Annotated in this window: 20 protein-coding genes; 8 read left to right on the top strand and 12 right to left on the bottom strand. The window is 61.9% G+C overall.

The window, feature by feature from the left end; translation table 11 throughout:
- Positions 1-32 precede the first annotated feature (32 nt).
- Positions 33-542 carry a DinB family protein gene (locus tag ACR9Y2_RS33600; RefSeq protein WP_435046255.1) on the top strand — a complete coding sequence of 170 codons (510 nt, stop codon included), beginning with the start codon at positions 33-35 and terminating at the stop codon, positions 540-542.
- 53 nt (positions 543-595) lie between these two features.
- Here the strand turns inward: ACR9Y2_RS33600 and ACR9Y2_RS33595 are convergent, their stop codons facing one another.
- The 4 genes from ACR9Y2_RS33595 to ACR9Y2_RS33580 all read right to left on the bottom strand — a co-directional run bounded on the left by ACR9Y2_RS33595 (position 596) and on the right by ACR9Y2_RS33580 (position 5,697).
- Positions 596-1,315, bottom strand: a complete 720-nt coding sequence (locus tag ACR9Y2_RS33595) for an ATP-binding protein (RefSeq protein WP_435046254.1) — start codon at positions 1,313-1,315, stop codon at positions 596-598.
- Between the two features lie 120 nt (positions 1,316-1,435).
- Positions 1,436-3,853 (bottom strand): VIT and vWA domain-containing protein, encoded by a 2,418-nt coding sequence (locus ACR9Y2_RS33590; protein WP_435046253.1) that lies wholly within the window; start codon positions 3,851-3,853, stop codon positions 1,436-1,438.
- A 66-nt stretch (positions 3,854-3,919) separates the two neighbouring features.
- Positions 3,920-5,221: a hypothetical protein gene (locus tag ACR9Y2_RS33585; RefSeq protein ID WP_435046252.1), complete on the bottom strand. Its 1,302-nt coding sequence runs from the start codon at positions 5,219-5,221 to the stop codon at positions 3,920-3,922.
- Entirely contained in the window at positions 5,218-5,697 is a 480-nt protein-coding gene (locus ACR9Y2_RS33580) for an RNA polymerase sigma factor (RefSeq protein ID WP_435046251.1), read from the bottom strand. Before ACR9Y2_RS33580 ends, ACR9Y2_RS33585 begins: the two co-directional genes overlap by 4 nt.
- Positions 5,698-5,791: 94 nt before the next feature.
- Here ACR9Y2_RS33580 and ACR9Y2_RS33575 point away from each other — a divergent pair, with 94 nt between their 5' ends.
- From ACR9Y2_RS33575 to ACR9Y2_RS33555, 5 genes are all read left to right on the top strand, one after another.
- Positions 5,792-6,313, top strand: coding sequence for a Fur family transcriptional regulator (locus ACR9Y2_RS33575; protein ID WP_435046250.1), 522 nt, complete (start codon positions 5,792-5,794; stop codon positions 6,311-6,313).
- 65 nt (positions 6,314-6,378) lie between these two features.
- Positions 6,379-6,714: a hypothetical protein gene (locus tag ACR9Y2_RS33570; RefSeq protein WP_194451280.1), complete on the top strand. Its 336-nt coding sequence runs from the start codon at positions 6,379-6,381 to the stop codon at positions 6,712-6,714.
- Positions 6,715-6,824: 110 nt separating this feature from the next.
- Positions 6,825-7,418 (top strand): LolA family protein, encoded by a 594-nt coding sequence (locus ACR9Y2_RS33565; protein WP_435046249.1) that lies wholly within the window; start codon positions 6,825-6,827, stop codon positions 7,416-7,418.
- 3 nt (positions 7,419-7,421) lie between these two features.
- Complete coding sequence (locus ACR9Y2_RS33560) at positions 7,422-8,531, top strand: heparan-alpha-glucosaminide N-acetyltransferase domain-containing protein (RefSeq protein WP_435046248.1); 1,110 nt, start codon at positions 7,422-7,424, stop codon at positions 8,529-8,531.
- 112 nt (positions 8,532-8,643) lie between these two features.
- Positions 8,644-11,151 carry a hypothetical protein gene (locus ACR9Y2_RS33555; RefSeq protein ID WP_435046247.1) on the top strand — a complete coding sequence of 836 codons (2,508 nt, stop codon included), beginning with the start codon at positions 8,644-8,646 and terminating at the stop codon, positions 11,149-11,151.
- 9 nt (positions 11,152-11,160) lie between these two features.
- Here ACR9Y2_RS33555 and ACR9Y2_RS33550 read toward each other — a convergent pair whose 3' ends face one another.
- Entirely contained in the window at positions 11,161-12,090 is a 930-nt protein-coding gene (locus ACR9Y2_RS33550; protein ID WP_435046246.1) for a pentapeptide repeat-containing protein, read from the bottom strand.
- 57 nt (positions 12,091-12,147) lie between these two features.
- On the opposite strand from ACR9Y2_RS33550, the gene ACR9Y2_RS33545 reads away from it, so the two are divergent.
- A complete protein-coding gene (locus tag ACR9Y2_RS33545) occupies positions 12,148-13,449 on the top strand; it encodes an acetyl-CoA hydrolase/transferase family protein (protein ID WP_435046245.1) in 1,302 nt (433 codons plus the stop codon).
- Here ACR9Y2_RS33545 and ACR9Y2_RS33540 read toward each other — a convergent pair.
- The 5 genes from ACR9Y2_RS33540 to ACR9Y2_RS33520 all read right to left on the bottom strand — a co-directional run bounded on the left by ACR9Y2_RS33540 (position 13,446) and on the right by ACR9Y2_RS33520 (position 18,281).
- On the bottom strand, positions 13,446-14,312 hold the full coding sequence (locus ACR9Y2_RS33540; RefSeq protein WP_435046244.1) for a universal stress protein: 867 nt from the start codon (positions 14,310-14,312) through the stop codon (positions 13,446-13,448). The genes ACR9Y2_RS33545 and ACR9Y2_RS33540 overlap by 4 nt on opposite strands.
- A gap of 18 nt (positions 14,313-14,330) precedes the next feature.
- Positions 14,331-15,767 (bottom strand): NapC/NirT family cytochrome c, encoded by a 1,437-nt coding sequence (locus ACR9Y2_RS33535; RefSeq protein ID WP_435046243.1) that lies wholly within the window; start codon positions 15,765-15,767, stop codon positions 14,331-14,333.
- 45 nt (positions 15,768-15,812) lie between these two features.
- Positions 15,813-17,474, bottom strand: a complete 1,662-nt coding sequence (locus ACR9Y2_RS33530) for a cytochrome b/b6 domain-containing protein (RefSeq protein ID WP_435046242.1) — start codon at positions 17,472-17,474, stop codon at positions 15,813-15,815.
- Positions 17,475-17,597: 123 nt separating this feature from the next.
- A complete protein-coding gene (locus tag ACR9Y2_RS33525; protein WP_435046241.1) occupies positions 17,598-17,879 on the bottom strand; it encodes a hypothetical protein in 282 nt (93 codons plus the stop codon).
- 39 nt (positions 17,880-17,918) lie between these two features.
- Complete coding sequence (locus ACR9Y2_RS33520) at positions 17,919-18,281, bottom strand: hypothetical protein (RefSeq protein ID WP_435046240.1); 363 nt, start codon at positions 18,279-18,281, stop codon at positions 17,919-17,921.
- A gap of 398 nt (positions 18,282-18,679) precedes the next feature.
- On the opposite strand from ACR9Y2_RS33520, the gene ACR9Y2_RS33515 reads away from it, so the two are divergent.
- Positions 18,680-20,026, top strand: a complete 1,347-nt coding sequence (locus ACR9Y2_RS33515; protein ID WP_435046239.1) for a sigma-54 interaction domain-containing protein — start codon at positions 18,680-18,682, stop codon at positions 20,024-20,026.
- On the opposite strand, the gene ACR9Y2_RS33510 is transcribed toward ACR9Y2_RS33515, so the two are convergent.
- Both ACR9Y2_RS33510 and ACR9Y2_RS33505 read right to left on the bottom strand, forming a co-directional pair.
- Positions 20,023-20,988 carry a nucleoside hydrolase gene (locus tag ACR9Y2_RS33510; protein ID WP_435046238.1) on the bottom strand — a complete coding sequence of 322 codons (966 nt, stop codon included), beginning with the start codon at positions 20,986-20,988 and terminating at the stop codon, positions 20,023-20,025. The genes ACR9Y2_RS33515 and ACR9Y2_RS33510 overlap by 4 nt on opposite strands.
- 7 nt (positions 20,989-20,995) lie before the next feature.
- Positions 20,996-21,799, bottom strand: a complete 804-nt coding sequence (locus ACR9Y2_RS33505; protein WP_435046237.1) for a DUF5829 family protein — start codon at positions 21,797-21,799, stop codon at positions 20,996-20,998.
- Positions 21,800-21,802 lie beyond the last annotated feature (3 nt).

Genomic DNA, 21,802 nt, shown 5'->3' with positions numbered 1-21,802 from the left:
TAACAGGACGGATGGATCCTGAGGTTACTGATATGCCATTCAGTCATGACGAAGCCAAACTGATCGCTGGTTACACCCTCGCCAACTACGAGCGGGAAAGAAATACAACCAAATCCGTGATCGCCGCGATCCCGGCCGGCCAGGAAGATTACAAGCCTCACGGCAACTGTATGGGCGCGCTTAAGTTGGCCTTCCACATCGTGGCCAGCGAACGCTTCTTCCTGGATGGCGTCATCAACGGAAAATTCGCACGCGGCGGCGGCGACATGCCGGAATCGATCAAGACACCAGCCGACGTACTTGCCTGGTATGACGCCAACGTGCCGCCCGCCCTTGATGAAGTGAAGGCCCTGCCCGGAGAAACCATCGGCCAGACTATCGATTTTTTTGGAATGATGCAGTCTCAGGCGATCTCTTATCTCACGCTCATGGTGAGCCACTCCGTGCATCATCGCGGCCAACTGGCAGCCTACTTGCGCCCAATGGGTGCAAAAGTGCCCAGCATCTATGGGCCGAGTGGTGACTTTGGAGTCAACGGCTAAGTACCGGGATTGGCCTCTCGGCGCCCCTGTATCGTCGTCGAGAGGCCTGACGGTTAGCGCCGCATCGCCACCCGGAAATCGCCCACCTTGGGCATCCGGATGATCTTACACATTTCGAACAGGCGCGAGCGCGCCCGCATCCCGATCTTTTCCGCCAGCGTGGTCTTCACGTCGAAGCGCGCCGGCGAGCCTTCCGGCATGCGTTCAATCAGCGTGCCGCCCATCTCGGCGTCCGGCAGATTCGTGGTGGCGATGATCGGCTTGCGTTCATTGCAGCGGTAAGTGATGATCGATGTCACCGTATCTTCCACCCAGTCCGTCACACGGTGGGCGCCCAGGTCGTCCAGCAGCAGCACATCGCATTCCAACGCCATCTCATAGGCTTCCCTGGGACTCTCGCCCGACGATGGATCATAGCTCGCCCGGATGCGCTGCAGCAGGTTCTGGTAGTCCACGAAGATCCCCTCGTGGCCTGCTTCAATCAGTCGCTGCAACACGGCCACCGCCAGATGCGTCTTGCCTGTCCCCGGTTCGCCAATAAACAACAGCCCCGGAGGATCCACCGCCGGAAACTCCTGGCAATACCGCGACAGCTGCAATTGCATCATGCGCAGCTCCGAAGAGCCGCGGTCGGAAAAGTTATCGAACCGGTCGCCCAGGTAGTTGGCCGGAATCCGGGCCCGCTTCCACAGCGAATCAGCGCGGGAGTCCACCCGGCACTCGCACCGCTGCGCCGCCGTCAGGCCGTCCTTCTCCAGGATCTTCCAGCCCATGCCGCCGCAAATAGGACAGACTTCCTCAGCCATAGGGATCGCAGACCGATTTTAGCAGGCCCAGACACGAAGAAGCCCCCTGGCCCGAGAGGAGAGGTGGGCCAGGGGGTCTGAATGGGCTCAGTTTGTGGCGGCCCGAACGTTCAGGACAGCGTCGAGCCGGGACAACTCTTGGAGTTTATCCAAACTGATGCGTCCTGTGCGAATCTTCGCCACCTTCGATGGCTTCGTCTCCTCGAAGCCAAGCTTCTTCAATTGCTCCAACACCTCGGGCGTTGCTTCGGTCAGCCAGATCTCCACTTCGATCTTCCCGCCCACGGCCTTCTGCTTTACCTCCGCCGAAAGCAGGTGCGCGTCGAGCTTGGAGTCGTTCTCTTTCTTCAGCTCATCGGCGGCATTGCCGCTCTTTGGCTTGGCCGGAGGGAGTGAAGAATAGGGAGGCGGAGGTGGGGGAGCTGAGGCTTGATTCCGGGAAGCTATGATGCCCCCGATGACGCCGCCAGGCGCTCCGCCGGGTACTCCGCCGGGTACTCCGCCAACCGTACCAGTGCCATATCCGGCGCCTCGCCCCATGCCGACCATGGCAGGTGATCTCAGCATCCTCGCCTCGGCTTTGTCACCTCTGGCTCCAAACACGCCCTCATGGCTCACGCCTTCCGGCATCTCCACCGGCACCTCGATCCGCACAGGCTTGCCGTCACGGGTCACCGACTTCTCTTCGACAGCCACGAACGACGTGTACTGCGTCATCAACCGGTAATCCAGCCCAAGCCGCGTCACTTCCTGGACGTCCGGATTCTGCGGGTTCTGATGCATCAGATCCTCGATCTTCGTCCGCGCCCACAGTGTAGCCAGCACATCGTGTTCCGGTTGCTGTGCCGGCAGGTTCACCTGGATATTCCGCGAGAACGGCCGCCCCGACATCCGCCCGTGCAGTGTAATCATCCCGCTGGTTCCGCTCGAGTACCGCCCGCTCAACACCACCGGCTTGGCACTGAACAGATCCGGGATCCGGTTCGGATAGATGTCCGACACCGGCAGCCCATGCCAGTCGATCGTCACATCAGTGAGCAGGGGATTGCGTACCCGCTCATGGAACCTGCGTGCGGCCGCCGAGCCGTCATCGTTCAACGCGACATACTCCACTTCCCCTCGACCCACCTCGGCCATCTTGTCCAACAGGTAACGGTTCACCGCGCTGCCGATTCCGAAACTGAACACCCGCGCGTTTGAGTTCTTCTGGATCTCGGCGATGATCTCGGGTTCGTTTCCGACATAGCCGTCCGTCATGAAGCACACGATGCGCACCTTCTCCGGATCGCCGGAAGACTGCAGGGCAGCCCGGATCGCCTTCATCATCTCCGTACCGCCGCTCCCATACGTCCCCGCCAGGAACCGCCGCGCCTGCCGCAGGTTCTCCGGAGTCGCCTGCACCGCCTGCGGGAACAGAATGTGCGTATCACCGGCAAACGTGATCAGGTTGAACGTGTCGCGAGGATACAGCCCAGCCAGCGCGAGCTGCATCGTCTCCTTCGCCTTCTCAATCGGGAAGCCGCTCATCGAACCGGAGGTATCCAGCACGAACACCAGTTCCTTCGGGGTCACGTCCTCCTGCGTCACACGCTCCGGTGGCTGCAGGATCAACGAGAAGAACCCGCCGCGTTGCGCCTTGTGCGTCAGCACCGCATCCTGGATCTTTGCGCCCGCCACGTCGTACTTCAACACAAAGTCTTTGTTGGGAATCACCGCATTCTGCTTCAGCGTAACCAGCGCTTCATGCGATGAACGCCGGTCCAGCGCGACCTCGTGCGTCTTTGAGCTGAAGCTGTCGATGGCCACACCCGCGTCCAGCTTCACTTTCAGGGAAACGTCGTGCCCTGCCCTGGTTTCCGGCGGAGCGTACTTCGGCGTCACCGCCTGTGCCTCCTGCTGGCTCATGCTCGCGGGGTTGTAGCGCGGTCCCACCGTCATCGGGAACGAGAATTCGTACGAGCCCTCGTCGTACTTCAGCGTCTCCACATAACTGATCACGATCTTCACCTTCGCGCCGGGCTCAATATTCGTCACCGACTGCGTGAAGACGTTCGGCCGCTGCTGCTCCAGCAGCGACGCAACCTGTCCCCGGTCACGTGCCTGCTCGTAAATCTGCCGCGCTTCCTCGCGGCGTTTAATCTGCGCCTTGACCGTCCGGCTGCCCACCAGCATGGTCATATCGTCCACGGCCGCCATCCGGGGCAACGGGAATGTGTAAATGGCTTCGATTTTGTCCGGAGTGGAATTCTCGAATTCCTGGGTCACCGTGACGCGCGCCAGAAACCCCGAGATCTCGGCATTCACGTCGGTGTGTTTCAACGGGCAGAGCTCGCCCGTATGCTTGCTGTAAGGATCGACTCGGATCAACGATCCCTCGCTCACTTCGCCGTTCGCAACCGCTCGATCCGCTGGTTTGGGTGGGGTGGGCCGGCCGCCGGCGCCGGAGAGAATCAGGGCCGCGCCCAGCAGGGTGGCCGCGACGAGTGTAATGTCAGCTTTTTGCATCGGGCAAACTCCTCAAAGTAACTTGCACCCGGGAAATGCCACGTTGCCGCCGATCCTTTCAGCGATTTATTCGATCTTCAGGAGAATCGACCGCACCAGCGCACTGCTGACAGTCAACGGACCTTGGGCCGGCCCGCTGGCCGCCAGCCCGGCCGGAGGCGGAGGAGCCGGCACAGCGGAAGATCGCCGCATGGCACGCGTTGGCGCCGCTTTGCTGCCGCTGTCTGCCCGCCCGCCCGAGGCCTGCCTCTCCAATGCGCCGGTGTCGCTCACCGTTACGACCAGCGGCACTTCGCCCTTTTCGCGTGGAGGCAGGTAGAGCGCAAGCGGCGTTCCGCCCTGGATCGCTCGCGGCGGACTCAGCGGGGGGCTCAGCGAAATCGTCCCGCTCCGCTCGCTCGTCACGGTCAGCCTCAATCCGCGGCCCGAAGGAGCGGCAGACCCCGCGACCACATCGTGCCAGGTGCCATCCGGCTGGAGAAAGGCCAACGCAAGCTGCAACGGCTCGACAGCCGCCTTGGCTTTCGCCAGTTCACTCTTTACGGGCGCGGCATCCGTCGCGGCCACCGCGGGCGACACCGTGACGCTCTCAGTGGCCGCAGTGGCACGAAGGTCCTCTTCCACCGCCTTCTTCGCTTCCTGCTGCCTGGCAGGCTTTGGAGGAGGGGGAGGAGGCGGAGCCGCCGCGTAAGAGCGCTGAACAGTGAGCGGGTCGACCGGATAAGGCGGAGGCGCGACGATGCCTCCAATCACCCCACCCGCGGCGCCACCCGGGATGCCTCCGACGACGCCCCGCGGCGCCTGATCCCTCTCCGCCCGCTCTTTCGCAGGCTGCGGAGCACTCTCCGGCGCGGCGAGCTGCCCCGTTCCTGTCCCGCCCCCGGCGCCCTGGCCCACCTCATTCTGTTTTTCCAAACGATCACTGACAGAGCGGGCCTCGGGCGTTGCCGTCAAAGTCTTTGGCGTCCGCACTTCCGCCACCACCGGTTCCGGCTTCGGCAGCATCTGGGCGATCTCCGAGGACGCTGTTCCTGCACCCTGCGCCAACTCCGTCGTGGGCACAGGCTTCCGCACCACCGTCAGCACCAGCACGGCCACCAGCGCAGTCGCCGCCGCCGCCCACGGCCACGGAGCCTGCCACCACACCCGAGCCTTCTCCCCCGGCCGCAAAGCCGCCAGCAACGCCGCCCGCGTGTCCCCATCGGCCAGCGTTTCCCGCAACGCCTCTTCGTCCATCAGCGCATCGAACAAAGTCTGGTCGTGCAGGGCCGCCTCCATCAGCGCCTTGTTCTCTTCCGGCGTGAGCGTACCCGTGGCGTAGCCGCCCAGCAGCATCTCAATCTGTTCGGGAGTGAACCGTTCTTTCATCGCGATCTCTCCCAGCGTCCGCCCAGCCTCTCCAGCAGCGACTTCCGGCAGCGCGAATCCCACGTGTAGATCGTGTTGATCGAATCCACTTCGAAGTGGACCCGGATCTCCTCAAAATTGCGGCCCAGCAATTTCAACCGGAAAATCTCCCGGCACCGGTCGCCCAGACCGTGAATCGCCTCCAGCAACTGCCTGCGCAGCTCGGCCCGCGACGCGGCCCGTTCCGGATCATCCCCCGGGCTATGCAGCGGCAGCTCATCCACCGGAACCGCCGTGTGTTCGCCCCGCCGCACCGCTTTGCGTACCGCGCCCGACATCTTGAAACGCACGATCTGGAAGGCAAGAGGCAGAAGTTCAGCGGGCTCCGCCACTTGCGGATACTTCTCGTGGAGCACGAGCATCGTCTCCTGCGTCACGTCTTCCGCCGCCTCCCTCGATAGACGTGATGCCGCGAAATGGAAAATCCTTTCACGCAAAACCCCGAGAGTCTCGTCTGCTGGCACGGATATGGCTCACTGCCAAGATAGTAGAAGCGGAGGCTCATGGTAAAGTTGGTCTGAGGTCCTATTGATGCCCGAAGCAGCCCACGGCGCCGCCAGCGGTGTAGCCAAAGACTCTTTGAAGCAGCGTGGAATCCGCCTGACCCGGCAGCGCCAGCTCCTTCTGGACCTGCTGGATAAGTCCGGCCAGCACCTGGATGCGGAAACGCTCTACCAGATGGCGCATCAGCGCGATCCCAAGCTGAACCGAGTCACCGTCTACCGCACTCTCAAGTTGCTGAAAGAAGGCGGGCTCGTCGATGAGCTCGACCTCATGCACCACACCGGGGATCAGCACTTCTACGAGACCCGCACCAAGCAGGAACACGCCCATATCATCTGCCTGCGCTGCGGCAAGGTCGAGGAATTCTTCGGCGACCCCTTGCAGCGCCTGCGCCGCCAGGTGGAGGCCCACTTCGGCTTCCAGATCATCATCGCCCGCACCGAGATCGGCGGCTATTGCTCACACTGCCAGGTGCTCCGGATGCAGGAAGTCGACGCCGCCCGCCAGCCCGAAGTAGTGGAAAAAGTCTCGAAACGTAAGAGTTCCTGAAACTCTCCCTACTCCCAACCATCTAATAAGTGAGCCAGCGCAATGTTACACTGGTTCTGGAAGTAATGAAGCGTCTGATCTTTTGGGAGTTCCCTCGCGGGAGCCGTCCCTACGACATTGCCGTCGCGCTGATCTTGCTGTTTATCTTCGGCGTGCCCCGGGACGTCTTCAAGGATCAGCCCCGGCCCGCCAGCATAGTCCAGATGCCCTCTGAACAAGGGGCCATCATCTACTGGATAGAAACCGGACTCTTGGCCGACACCCCTGAAGCGATGCGCCCCAAAGTAGCGACTGACCTGCTGGCTGCCCGAACCGGAAAACGACTGAATGTGGCACGTGTCGAGCCTTTCTACGACGCCGAACAGGAAGTCCGGGGCTTCATGGTCATCGTGAAACAGTGAACTCCTACCATTTCTCTTCGCTCCCCTCCAGATTGGCCATTCCCTTAGTGGCCGCTCTTCTGCTTTGCTCCTCCGCCCAGGCGAATAGCCTCGAAGAAGCGCTCGCCCGCATGGACAAAGCCGCAGTCGGTTTTCGCGGTCTCTCCGCCTCACTCAGCAAGACCTCTTACACGGCCCTCATTAAGGAATCCACGGTCGAGAGCGGCACCATGACTCTCTTCCGGCCCAAGCCGCGCGACATGCGCGTCCTGATTGAGTTCAACAAACCAGAGGCCCATGCCGTCGGGTTCCAGAACAAGAAAGCCCAGATCTATATGCCCAAGGCCAATGTGGTCCAGGAATACGATCTCGGCAAACAAAGCTCCCTGGTAGACCAGTTCCTCCTGCTCGGCTTCGGTACACCGGGCAGTGAGATCAAAAAGAGCTACGCCGTCAAGTACTTAGGCCCCGAAACCGTCAACGGCGTCAAGTCCGACCATCTCGATCTCGTACCGAACTCGGAAGAGGCCCGCAAGGCCTTCCGCCATTTTGAGGTCTGGGTCTCCCAGGCCGACGGGGTTACCGTCCAGATGAAGGCGCACCAGCCGTCCAACGACTACGTCCTCTTCGTCTATACCGACATCAAGGTCAACCCCCCAATTAATGAAGAATCGGTACGGTTAAAACTGCCGAAGGGCGTAAAGAAGGAGACGCCGCAAAAGTAAGCGATGGGTAACTCGACTAGCAGGAGCGGCCAGCGGCTCGCATTTCTGGACTGGACACGCGGCTTCGCAGCCATGATCATGCTGCAGGGCCATGTCTTCCACTCCTTTACCAGCAAGGAGTTGCGCTCAGATGGGCCCTACACGCTCTCGCAGTTCTGCGGCGGCCTCACTCCGGCGGTCTTCCTCTTCCTCACTGGTGTCACCCTCGGCTTTCTGATGGATTCCGGCTGCCGCAAAGGCCTCTCCGGCTGGCAGCGGACCACCGCCGCCCTCAAGCGCGCCGGCTACCTCCTGGTCATCGCCATCGCCTTCCGCTTCCAGATGTGGGCCTTCGCTTTTGGACAGAGCCCCTGGACCGATATCTTCCGCGTCGACATCCTCAACTGCATGGCCCTCGGCATCGCCATCCTGGCTCCGCTCGCCATCTTTGAAACCCGCGAACGCATCCGCTTTGCCGCCATCAGCGGCCTCGCCATCGCCTGCGCCGCGCCCGTGATTAGCGCCTTGAACCTCGATTGGGTGCATCCGTTCGCCCGCCACTGGTTCGTGCCGGATTCGAACTTCTTCGCCTTCTTCCCCTGGGCCGCCTTCATTGCCTTTGGCCTCAGCGCCGGCTCCATCCTCCGCATCGCCGCCGAAGCAGACATGCAGCGCGTCATGCAGTGGGCCGCACTCGCCGGGCTGGGCCTCATCTTCGGAGCGCAGTACTTTTCGAATCTTCCCTATTCCGTCTACTCCACTTCGGACTTCTGGGTGAACAGCCCCGGCCTCATCTTCATCAAAGTCGGCGTGATCCTCCTGCTTGCCAGCTTCGCTTACCTTTGGACTACCTTCATGAACCCGGGTTGGAGTTTTGTGCGCCAGCTCGGCGGCACCTCCCTGCTGGTCTACTGGGTACACACTGAGCTCGTGTACGGCCGCTGGTTCGGCTTCTGGAAGGAATCGCTCAGCGTACCGCAAACCGTTGTGATGGCCGCTTCCATCGTCGCGTTGATGATCGTTCTCAGCATTGCCCGCACCGGCTGGAAGGGCGGCCCCGGCTTCCATGTCTGGTTCCGTCAACAGTGGAATGCCTGGCGTTCCATGACGCCAGACCAGGCAACCGGCGATTGATCTCAAGTTCGCCGCAACGCAGCACCCAGCCTCGTCCGTCCATCCTTAAGGAGGATTTCGTGCATGAGGAACCAGGATGCCCGCAAGTCCTAGAGATCGCTACAATTGTAAGGTGATCACCCGCCTTCCCTGGCTCGTCCTCACCTGGGCCTCCATTCTGGCCTTCGCGGCGCCAATGCCCCCGCTGGTCTGCCCGGCCGGAGCACCCATCGGCAACGTCGATTTACGAGTAATCTCGGCAGGCAATGCGGAACCGCTCCCCCTGCGGACGATCAACCGCGTCCAGGAAGGCGACCGCCTCCAATACCGGCCCATCCTGCGCTCCGGCGAGGAACGCAAGGGCAAGGTCTCCATCGTGCTCGTCCCGGCCAATCGTGAGGCCACCGGTGGCAAACTGCTCATCCTGGAACCCAAAGACGCCAAGAAGGTTCAGGAATGGACGGTACCGTGGCGTGTCGGCGTGGTCGCTTTTGTCTACGGCCCGTCCGGTCTCAATGAAGGAAAGATCAAGAACTTCCTGTCGCGCGACGACGAACTCGTAGCCCAACTCGCTGACTACGCTGAAAAGACCGCCCAGACCGAGGCGCTGATCTCCGCGCTCTCCTCCCCCAACTCGTCCTCCGCCCTCGTCCAGTCAGCATTGCAGGGCTTCTCGTCCCAGTTCGGCATTAACGTCCAGATCGACAAGAACGCGCCCACCAACCAGCAGGCAATGGCTTTGTTTCGTAACATCAACCCGGCCATCGCAAACTACGACCCCATCGCCCCGCGGGCCAGCCAACAGGTGGGACAGACCGCCAGCCTGGCCACCTCCGTCGCCGCGCTCTTCTTCGGCAGCCCGGTGGGTCTCGCCGCCGGCGGCACCGCCATGGTCATGGAACTACGCTCCATCGCCTTCCCCAAGGCGGAGTTTCGCTCCCTGCTTTCGCAGTCGATGCCCGGTGACGCCATGGGCCTCTGCGGACGCGTCGATCCTCCAGGGCCGCATACGAAAGTCGCCTACCTCTGGGCCGCGCGCCTACCAAACCTGACCCTGCCCGAAATCTACGTCAAAGAGGCCAACGTCCTCCCGCCCGGCGTGAAATCACCGCTCCCCGTCACCGCGTCGGATGAGGAATGGAAATTCATCGACCGCGCCCGGACCTGGGCCCTGGAGCCCGAAAGCGGTCTGCCGATCCCCGTCACTGTCCACAGACTCACAGACCCTAAGCAGCTCGAGATCGAGCTCCCGTCCAACCTGAAGCCCGGTAAATACAAAGTCGCCGGACGCTGGGACTGGGATCCGTTCCAGCTTCGCGGCGAGATCGTCGTCCGCCCGCTGGCCGACTTCCAGAGCGCCCGCCTCACACCCAGCTCCCAGGACCTCCTGGTCGCCCGCACCGGCAAAGTCCCCCTCACCCTGGAAGGCGCCGATTTCGAGTTCGTCAACAAGATCGAAATCGTGAAGGTGAACGACAAATTTGCCTCTCCCTCCTCTGTGCCCTTTGTCCTCCCCAGTGGCATCCGCCGCGGCCAGCAGGACCGCATGGATATTCAGCTCAATACCATTGACATGGACCCTGGCCCCTACAGGCTGGTGCTCTCGCAGGTCGATGGACATCCGCACTCAGTCCCGCTCCAGGTGCTCCCTGCCCCGCCCCAGGTCGAGAACTTCCCGGTCACCCTCAGCCAGGGCACCGGCTACACCGAATTTACCCTGCGCGGCCATCGCCTCAACCTGATCACCGGCATCGAAGTCTCTCGCGGCAAGGCGGAACTGGCCCCGCCCACAACCGATCCCAACGTCCGACGCGTCATCCTGCGCATGGCTACCGATATCGACGCAGGCACCAGCCTGGCCGTCCGCGCCTTCACCAATGGACGCACAGAGCCGCTCACCTTTGCCGACGCCGTACGCATTGTCGGACCGCGTCCGCGCATCAATGAACTCCGCGTCTCCCAGTTACCCCCCACCGACGTTCAGCTCGATCGTGGCGAACTGCCCGGCTCCGTCCTCCTCTCCAGCATGATCAAAGCCGATCACCTGCAGTCCAACAGCGTCGTGAAACTCACCTGTGCCCAACCCAACTCAGCCGTCGTCACCCTGCGCCTAGGAGAACGGTCCGGCCAGATGAGCCTGCAACAACTCGCGCCCGGACAGCTTTTCATGTCGTTCGACACCGGAATCTGGCTCAATGGTTGCGTCCTGGGCGCCACGATCCTGAACGGCAATGAAAGCGAATCAGAGGTCTTTCAGATCGGCCGGGTCGTCCGCCTGCCGCGCGTCGAATCGCTCACGGTCACCCCGGACGGCCCCGCTCCAGGAGCCACGCTTTCCGGCCAGAACCTGGAGACCATCGAAAAAGCAGGCTGGAGCGACAAAGAAGGCGTAGCCGTTCCCGGCCTTCCTCTCAGCATGATCGGCGAACCTCAGAAACAAACCCTCGAGATTCCGCTTCCGCCGCCCACACCCGAACAAACCCAACTCTTCGTCTGGCTGCGCGGCGAGGAGAAGGCGCGTCCCACGCGGATCCGCCTTCCAGCCCAGCCCGCAAAACCGCCGCAGGCTGCGCAGACACCGGCGCCTCCGGCCCAGCAGGCCCAGACCCAGACGGTCAAATCCGAACAGCCCAACCAGTAACCATCGGCCTTACTTTCCGTTCTTGCGATAAGGTCCGGGTGTGCCGTTCGGCAATACCGTGGTCTCATCCGTTCGCGATTGTGACAACTGCTGCGGCGTCAATTCCCGCGCCCCGCGCAGGTTGGCGCCACGGAAGTCCGTCCCGAAGGTCTTGGCATTCTGGAATCGTGCGCCCTCCACCTTTGAGCCCTGGAACGCGCATGCCCCTAAATCCGTCTCGCGCAGATCAGCGCCCCGCATACTGCAGGCCCGGAAGGCCGTCCCTCGCAACGAAGTCTGCGCGAACCGCACATTGTCCAACAGGCAGTGATCAAATGAGCAGCACTCCAGTTTCGAGCCCGTGAAATTCGCCCCCAGTGCACGCGTCTCGCGAAAGCGGCAAAATTGCAGGGATGCCTTGTAGAACAGCGCTGCCTCCAGATCGCTCTCCACAAACGAGCACTCGATCAACGAGACATGGTGCAGCGACGCCTGCCTCAGGACGCACTGCGTGAAATCACAACGCGACAATCGGGCCTCCAGCCAGCGCGATCCAGGCGCCTTCACCTGCTGCAGGCTCGCCGTCTGCATCTCCGCCTCGCACAGGTTGGCCGCCGACAGGCTCGCATCGTTCAATCGCGACTTCAGCCAAACACTGCCCGTCAGGTCGGACGACGAGAGATTCGACATTGACAGGTTGCACTCTTCGAATTCCACTCGCGCCAGATTGGCGCCGTTAAAGTCAGAACCCGGCATCTCCAGATGCCGGAATATCGCCGACCGCAACCTCACGAGCGGGGCCTGCAGATCCACCAGGTTCAGATGCTCCAGCACCGCCCGCATCCCGCCCGGCCGCTGCTCCAGCCAGAGCTCATGCGGCCCCAAGGCCTGCTGCCACAAGTCGATGGATACCGGCCGGCCTTCGTTTTCCACGTTCTGTCCTTCAATTCGCATTGGCATGCAAATTGCTCATCGGTATCAGAACATACTTATTGAACCCTTCCCGCAAAAACCCACATGAAGAACTGGTTATCCGTGTATGAAGGCCGCCGCCGCACTGCCGCCCAGGCGCTCGAAGCAGTGCAATCGGGCCATCGCGTCTTTGTTCATATGGGCGCAGCCGCCCCACTGCCCCTGCTGGATGCCCTCTGCGGCCACGCCGACCGCCTGCAGGACGTCGAGGTGCTGCACTGCATCACCATCGGCAACGCACCTTACACCGACCCTTGCTACTGCGGCAAGTTCCGCCACAATGCCCTCTTCGTCAGCGGCAATACGCGCTGCGCCGTACAACAGGGCCGCGGCGACTATATTCCCGTCTTCCTCCACGAAATCGAAGGCCTCTTCACCAGCGGGATCCTGCCCCTCGACGTCGCCCTCATCCAGTGCACTCCGCCCGACCGTTTCGGCTTCATGAGCCTCGGCACCGGCATCGACATCTCCCTCACCGCCGCCCGCCAGGCCCGGCATCTCATCGTGCAGGTCAACCCCCGCCTGCCGCGCACCTGCGGCGATACAATGCTCCACGTCGAGGAGTGCCACGCCATCGTGGAAGCCACCCACGAATTGCCGGAGTTCCTGCAGGGCGATGTCACCCCGGCCCATCGCGCCATCGCCGCCCACGTCTCAGCCCTCATCCCTGACGGCGCCACCCTCCAGATCGGAGTCGGCGGCATCCCCGAAGCCGTCCTGGCCAGCCTCGCCAACCACAAACATCTCGGCATTCACACCGAGATGTTCAGCGACGGCATCATTCCGCTCTTTGAATCCGGTGTGATCACGAACGACCGCAAATCCCTGCATCCGCACAAAGCCGTCACCAGCTTCGTGCTGGGTACACGCGCCATCTACGATTACATCGACAACAACCCTGTCTTCGAATTCCTTACCAATCGCTATACCAACGACCCTTATGTCATCGCGCAGAACGACAGGATGGTGGCCGTCAACGCCGCCCTTGAGGTCGATCTCAGCGGCCAGGTCTGCTCGGATTCGATCGGTTCCCTGCCCTTCAGCGGAGTCGGCGGCCAGGTCGATTTCATCCGCGGCGCCGCGCGCTCAAAAGGCGGCGTGCCCATCATCGCTTTGCCCGCTACCGCCAAGAACGGCGCGCTCACCCGCATTGTGCCGCGCCTCAAACCAGGCGCCGGAGTCGTCACCTCCCGCGCAGATGTGCACTGGGTGGTCACCGAGTTCGGCGCCGTCAACCTGCACGGCCGCAATCTGCGCCAGCGCGCTGAAGCTCTCATCGGCATCGCCGATCCGAAGTTTCAATCGGAATTGCAGCGGGAGGCCGCGGTCCTGTTCCAGAGGAGCTAGACGCTCACCACCGGGCAGCACGACTGCCGGATGATCGAGTAAGCATTGGCCCGCAGCCGCCCAAATACGCCCGCGGCCGATCCTCGCCCAATCACCAGGACGTCCGCCTTCGCTTCCTGCGCCAGTTCGCACACCGTCGTGGCGCTCTCTCCGCAGGCGACCATCAGCGGAGCTTCGACGCCCACGCGCCCCATCAGCTCAGCCGCCTCTTCCCGGACCGCCGTCTCCATGTGCTTCTGCCAGTTGGGATCGAAATACTCGCCTGCGTAGCCTTCCAGGTTCGGAGTAGCGTGGATCACGTTGAGCTCCGCGCCGGCCAGTTCAGCAAACCGCTTGCCCCACATTAGCGCCCGTTCACTCTGCGGCCCCATGTCGATGGCCACCGCGATCCGCTTCCACTGCAGGGCATCCACCGCCTCGCACTCCAGATGCACGCCGGTCCACACCGGACAATCCGCGTCGTGCAGCACCTTGGCGGTGACTGACCCGAGGATGAATCGCCGGAAGGTGCCATAACCGTGCGTCGGCATCACAATCAGCCCGGCGCCTTGCTCGTGCGCCAGCTTGATAATCTCCGTGGCCGGATCGCCCTCTTTCAGCAGCCGCTGCGTCGTCTCCGGCGGCAGTTCGCCCGCCAGGAACGATGTCAGGTCCTGCTCCGCCTGCTCCACACGATTCCGGAACAGGTCTTCGAGCACACTGCCGCCCACTTCCATCGCGCCGAACTCATAGTGCGGAGCAGGCAGCACGTGCAGCAACGCCACCTTGCTGCCAAAGCGGCGCTGCATCGCTTCGGCATAACGCGCAGCCCCTTCGCTTTTCTCGGAAAAATCGACTGGAACAACTACATCGCCGAGCGGCATACCACGCCTCCCTGCTTCTTAATGACCCACGGCTCTGGGCTTGTCAAGCCCCAGATCGGCCAGCACCTTGGGCGATTCCTCGTCCTGCGCCAGCGTCTTGTGGCAGGTATCGCAATCCTGCGGAATTGTACGGTTTCCCTTTGTGGAGGGACGTTCATCATGACACCGGAAACAGCCGTCAAAATCCGTGTGCCCAAGGTTCACCGGATAGGCGCCCCACTGCACATTCATCTCCGGAAATACGCTACGGCTGAACACACCCAACACGGCCTTCGCACTGCTCTCCACTGCCGCCTTGCGGTCGCTCCATACCTGCGGATAGTTCTTCTCGTAATACGACTTAAACCTCGCCGGGATGTCGCGCTCAGACGCTTCCGTCGTGTCGTATTTCGCCTTCAGGATCTCCAGTGTGATCTTACGCACGAACGGCAGGTCGCGATCGATGTCACCCGAGGCCAGGGCCCGGTTCACGCCGCGCTCCGCCAGTTCATAAGTGTGCGACGGCCGGTTGTGGCAGTCCATGCAGTCCATCGTGCGGACGTCCAGGCCGCCGGGTCCATCTGTCTTATACCCATCCGCCTTAAACGTAAACGTCTGCCCGTCCTTGCCCGTATATTCCACCCACGGGATCTTCTGGCGCTGCTTATCGCTATGCGCGTAACGCACCTTGACCCCCGGCCCCATGTGGGCGCCGTGGATGCCTTCATACCCGTTGCCGCCGCCAATGTGCATCAGCAGCACCGACTTCGTCCACTTCGACTTCTCGTCATCCGAGAAGTTGTTGAACACCCGGATCCGGTCGCCGCCAAACTTCTGCGGCCAGTGGCAGACTTCACACGTTTCCCGCGCCGGCCGCAGATTCTCGATCGGCGTCGGAATCGGCCGCGGGTACAGCTTCAAAGTCACTGAGATCACCTGCCACGAACCGGAGATCTTGCTCTTCACAAACCAGTTCGCGCCTGGACCGATGTGGCACGACACGCACTCCACGCGCGAGTGCGGAGAATTCTGATAAGCCGTAAACTCGGGCTTCATCACCACATGGCAAGTCTGCCCGCAGAAATTCACGCTCTCCATGTAACTGACGGCTTTGTAGGTCAACTGCCCGCCGATGATGACATTCGCCAGCGTGGTCGCAGCCAGAAACGCCAGCAGGCGGCGGAATCGCGGGTTGGTGAAATCGAGGGGCGGAAAGACGTCCGGCAGCCGGCCCTTGTTCCTTTTCTTGAACCACCACACCCCGGCCGGAATCAGCCCCAGGCCGAAGAAAAACACACCAGGCAGCACCATGAACTGCAGGATGCCGATGTAGGGATCCGGCGAGTGCCCGCGCAGGGTGCTCGGCAGAAGAAAAAGCCATAGAATGCCGGACGTCGTGACCAGGACCACGCCAATCAGGCTGATCCAGTTGCTGGCCAGGTAAACGATAGGCGCCAACCATTCTTTCAGTTTCATAAGACCTTGTTAGCTTACTCGCTTTTTCTCCTCAATCAAGCAGGCTCAGTGGCCATGCTTCTTGCTGTCGTCCGGCCGCGGGCTGTAGCCGGTAAGCCACGAAGGATCCATCGGGTAGACATCCGGGTCGAAGATCACCGAATAGAAGTGCCATACGAAGATGGCCAGGGTCGCCAGCACAGCTTCGTAGAAATGCACCGACCGGGCAAAGTCGATCCACAACTTGGGCAGGAACTTCATCGACCAGTTGTTGGCCCACAACAGTACACCGGTCGCCGCCATCACGATAGTGCCCCACACCAGCGCCCAATACTCGATCTTTTCGATGTAGGAATGCGACGACTGATACGGTTTCTCCTTGCGCAGGCCCAGCCGCCATAGGGTGCCTTCCACCATCTCGCGCAGGTCGCCCACTACCGGCAGGAACTCCTTCCAGTGGTTGCGCAGCCGGCTGCTGACGAACAGCGTCACCACATGCAGGATCGAGGTCAGCACCAGTATCGCGCCGGCGGTTCTGTGGACCACGCCGCGCACCGGATACGCCTTCTCCCAGGCCAGCGTCGGGCGCGCCCACCACGAATCCGGGAAATGGAGCGCAAAGCCCGTATAGGCCAGCGTGATGAAGCTCAACGCCAACAGGATATGTTGTATCCGCTCCCATTTGTACATCCGCTCATGCCTGGGTTGTTCCGGCTTCAGCATCTGCAGCGGGATCATCTTGCCCTGGAACCGCATCCGCATGGTCTTGACGACGAAATCGCCGCCGTGATGCAGCAGCATGAAGCCGATCGTTCCCGGGATCACCAGGATGTAGAAGAACTGCGCATACTGCAGCGGCAGTGGAGCCGTTTGCCCCTGCACCTCATGAATGCTGCCGATCACAAATCGTGACCCGGCGCCCGGATGGCAAGCTCCGCAGGTCGTCGCCAGGTTCTTGGCGTTCGTACGCGACTTCGGGTTGTCAGAGGCCAGGATGTCGTGGAACCCGTGGCACGACGAACAGTCCGCCACGCTCTGGCTGCCGGCCTTCAATGCCAACCCGTGGAAACTCTCGTTGAATGAGGTGATCCGGTCCAGCGGCAGGCCGAAGCGGGACATCAGCCGCACATCGCCGTGGCAGCGTCCGCAGGTATCCGGCACACTGCCCGAGAAAACCGTCGATTTCGGATTGTCCGGCTTCAGGATCTTATGCCCGCCATGGCAATCCGTACACACTGGTGCGTCTTTCACTCCGGCCGCCACGGCTTTCCCGTGTACGCTCGAATTGAATTGCGCCGCTTCCTTGTCGTGGCACATGCCGCAGGTCTCCGGCACGCTCTTATGGAAGGACTCAGACAGCGCCGGGGCCAGTTCATGAACGTTGCCGTGGCAGGTTGAACACTCCGGCGCCGCCCCGTTGCCCTTCTTCATCTGCTGCGCATGTTCGCTCTGCGAGTAGTCCGTCGCCGGCTGTTCGTGACACGTGATACACGCCGGTTTCGGCAGATTCTCCGGATGCGGGTATTGGTCGTGTTTCAGGTGGCACGACGCGCAGGCGACTTTGTTGTGCGCCGATTTCTCCAGCTTCGCGCCCTGGTCATGGCAATCCAGACACACCGAGTTCGGACTGGTGGGCGCCGGTACGGGCTTCTGGCCCGCCCACAGCCCGGTGGCCACCACTAGACACAACACGGCACTACGAGTGAAAACAGGTATCCCCAGTTGCATGAACTCTTCCTTCATCACTGGCGCAAACGAACCCCTCTCCGCCGCGCCGGCGATCTTCAGCCCAATTCAGTCTCGTTGAGATCAGGCCGGCAGCCCGGTCGCCGCCGGCCCACAATCGATGTTTTAGCCCAGGCCAGCCTTTGAGGAGGCTTCCCACACCTGCATCCCATACAGAATGACTAGGGCGAGTCCACTCACTCCCAGAACCACGGTGAGGATCTTGCCCCACTTGTCGATGGCTTCCAGCTTCTTGGCGGTGGTTACCTGCTGATCGATCGCGCCCGTGGTCGCCCCCAGGTGGATCGAATCGTCTTCATTGGCAGTGACGCTCCTTCTCATGAGCGCCAACGAAAGAACAATGACACCCAGAACAGCCCATGCAATCGCAAACGGCATTAGGTTCATGATCGTATCTCCTTTACAGCAACTGCGGACGGCCCGTCCTCAATGTTCGTTCCGGCCACCCGCCGACTTCGGTCTCGTCGTACCCGTGCGTAAACACGCGGCCAGCACTGCCAGCACTACCGTGTTCATTGGATCCTGCTCAGAGAGCACGGAATTCACACCCGCTTCCCAGGCCTCCCGGAGATGCCCGGCGTCGTTCCTGGTAATCAAAACTATCCGCTCAGGATGCGTCAGCGGCGGCGTCATCGTCCCAAACCGCTCTCCATCCATCACCACTACGCACGCAGAATTGAAATCGGGACATTCCACGCACTGCACCGGCACATGCGTGCTTCGCGCCAGCATGGCGCGCAACGCATCGGCCCGGGCCGCGTCGCTCATCGCTACTTGAATGGATCCCATAGTTCCCGCCTGCTCTTTCGCCTCGCTCCGGCTGGCCTACACGCGGCTGTCGCGATTCTCGTCTCCAAAACTTCTTCCGTCCGGCCTGCTCGCCGGAACCCGGTTCCTTTCCACTTCAACGGCACTTCCAGCGGTTCCCACCGCCGCCCGAAACCGCTGCCCGGCTCCGGTATACCTGATTCTTTCAAGAACTCTCTTTCACTCCTGCAATCAAGAGGCCAATGCCAGAATCATAAGCAGACCCTCATATCCTTATTTCCTTGTTCAACTTACAGGCCTCCGCCCGTCGCCGTTCCACCTGCTGCCCTACTGAGCCATGGGGCAATTCCCCCACTTATCTGCGCTAGTCCCTTTCATCTCCCCCTCAAGAGCCATACAATAGGTCTTCACAGGGGCATATGGCCAAACTCTCGGCAACCTGGCAAAACGCGAACTTCCTCAGCGACGTATTCGACCAACTCTCTGATGCTTTGGTGCTCTACGACACCAATCACCTCATCACCGGAGTCAATGCGGCCGCTGAGAAGCTGTTTGGCATGGGCGCGGAAGAACTCGTCGGCAAGGACTGCCACGAAATGTTCCGCTGTCAGGATTGCGAGCCCGGCTGCGGCATGCACACCGGCCTCAGCCAACCCTCCAACGGCAATTCCACCGTGCGGCTCCACACCCAGAACGGCATGGAACGCCTCGTCGTCATCCGCACCAGCCAGATCCATAACGCCGACGGCGAACTCGAAGGCGCTGTGGCCGCCATCAAGGACGTCACCGCCGAGGTCGAACCCCAGAAGCGCGAAATCATCTGTGAATCGCCGGCCATGCTCGAGATGATGCACTTCGTCCGGCGCGTCGCCATCAGCGAAGCCACCACCATTCTTCTCGAAGGCGAAAACGGCGTCGGCAAGGACCTCATCGCCAAGACCCTGCACTATCAAAGCACCCGCCAGGCCGAGCCCTTCATCGCCATCAATTGCGCCGCCATCCCCGATACCCTACTCGAAAGTGAATTATTCGGCTACGAAAAGGGCGCATTCACCGACGCACGCGCTCAGAAGAAGGGCATCTTTGAGCTCGCCGACAAAGGGACCTTATTTCTGGACGAAATTGGCGAGATTCCGCTGATGCTCCAGGCGAAACTCCTGCGCGTGCTCGAAGAGCAGTGCTTCCGCCGCCTCGGCGGCCTCAAAGACATCAAGCTCGAGCTGCGCGTCGTCGCCGCCACTAATAAGAATCTGCGCGAAGCCGTCAAGGAAGGCGCGTTCCGGCAGGATCTCTTCTTCCGCCTCAACGTCATCCACATCACCATCCCGCCGCTGCGCGAACGGCCCGAGGATGTCCCCCCACTCGCCAACTTCTTCCTGCAGCACTACAACAGGAAATTTAAGCGGCATATGGACGGCATCGCCCCCGACGCCATGCGCCTGCTGATCACCCACGATTGGCCCGGCAATGTCCGCGAACTGCGCAATGCCATCGAACGCGCCATGATTCTGGAAGATTCCAGCTACATCACCGCGCCCAGCCTGCCCATGAGCGTCAGCCACAGCAACGCCATCGCCGCGGCCGCCGCCCCCGCCGCGTTCGCCCCGGGCTTCCCGGACGAAGGCATCTCGCTCGAGGACAGCGAACGCCGCCTGCTCGTCTCAGCCCTCGAGAAGACCAGCGGCAACCAGACACAGGCCGCACGCCTGCTGCGCATCACCCGCGATACCTTGCGCTACAAGATGAAGAAATTCGACCTTCGTTAGACTAGCGCCATTTCCAGGTTCCGCTGCACCAGTTCGAAGAAACCCGGAGTATCCACTTTCAGCGCCACCCGGTGCCGGCCGCCCTCCACCAGCGTCGTACGCCCGCGGCAGGGCCCGCCGCCCGCTTCCACCTCTACCGTCGCCTCGACGGTCTCGTAGAGCTCCGGCGCTTCCAGGTATGCCAGGACATTGGGATCGTGCAGCGGCCCGCCGGCGGTGCCACAGCGCGACCTAGTCCAGGCCCCGTAAGCTCGTAAGGTATCCGCCAGGCGCGGTCCCCACGAGTCCAACCCCGCAATCGAAACTAGGCGATCCTCGGTGACCAGCGTCCGGTGCGATGCATCCAGCGGGACAAACACCAGTTCCAGACCGCTGGCGGCCACCACCTGCGCCGCCTCGGCGTCGGCCCAAATATTGAACTCAGCCCACTCCGTGACGTTTCCCTGCGACGACAGGGCCCCGCCCTGCCCCTGCACGGCGTAAGTGCCGAATCCACCGCCCATCACCACCACCTGGCCCAGCAGTTCGGCGATACCCGGATCCATCCGCAGCGCCAGCGCCACATTGGTCAACGGACCCAGGCACGCCACACGGAGGCTTCGCGGCGGACACTTGCGCGCCATTCGGCACAGATACTCGGCCGCCGTACAGCGCCCCGGTTCCGCCTGCGGCGCAGGCAAAGCCATCCCCTGCAGCCCATCTGCCCCATGCACCTCGGAGGCTGTCCGCAATGGAACCGACAGCGGACCCTCCGCCCCGGCATATACCGGCACATCCGGCCGCCCCGCCATCGCCAGGATCCCCAGGGCATTCCTCGTCACCTGGGCCAACCCGACATTGCCGCCGATCGTCGTCAGGGCCTTCACCCGGATCCGCCTCGACCCCAACGCCGAAAGAATGGCGAACATGTCATCCACGCCGGGATCCGTGTCAATGATCACGGAATCGTTCAGTTCATTCATGAGACCGTCAGAACTCCCAAATCGCCGTCTTGTCCGGCCGCAAGGTCAGCACGGAGCGGGCCCCAAACCGCACCGTCATCCTCTCCGCCGGCGCCCTTCGCAAGCGGAACGAAACGCTCCGCAACCCATGTGGCCCCTGTCCCATCGGCAGAAACCGGATGGTCACCGCCGGTTTCACCTGCCCCATCCAGTGCATCATCCGCTCCATCTCTTCCGCCGGCAGCGCCAACGTCAGGCCCGTGACATCATCCAGATAGCCATCCGCCGGTCTATCCGCCAGAACGCTCTTGTAGCGCCTCAGCACTTCCGCCCTCGTCACGCCCTGCCCGACACCGCCTTCCGGCCGCCACTCGGCCAGGAACTCCGGAGTATACTCCATCACCCACGACTCCAGGCCCTTGGCCAGTTGCGGCACCGGACTCAGCCTGTAAAACCACGGAATCTGACGCCCGTTCCAACCGCGCGTGATCAGGTCTCTGTGCGCACCCTCCACCTGCGGCATCGCCCCCACCGCGTCCACACCGAAGGCCACCGCTGTCTCGCCCACGGCCCGGTTTTCTTTTGTGGAATCGAAAAACTCGAAGTAGGTCTTGGTCCCGTAAAAGTAGATGCCCGTGTAACTGCGGTCCGCGCGCACCGTCGTTCGCTTCTCGAACGCCGCAAACTCCTGTTTCAAAAAGCTGTTCTGCTCGATGGCCGCATACGTGGCCGAGTCCACCGTCACATAAAAGTGGTTCAACTCTATCGCGCTTTGGGCCATTGCAGGTGACATCATCAGGATCAATAGATAGGGATTCGTCAGAAGATTCATTGT

It is taken from the genome of Paludibaculum fermentans (genome assembly GCF_051172195.1).
GTDB lineage: Bacteria > Acidobacteriota > Terriglobia > Bryobacterales > Bryobacteraceae > Paludibaculum > Paludibaculum fermentans_A.
The sequence above is the reverse complement of the archived record's forward strand: the minus strand, read 5'-3'. Positions and strand labels throughout refer to the sequence as shown.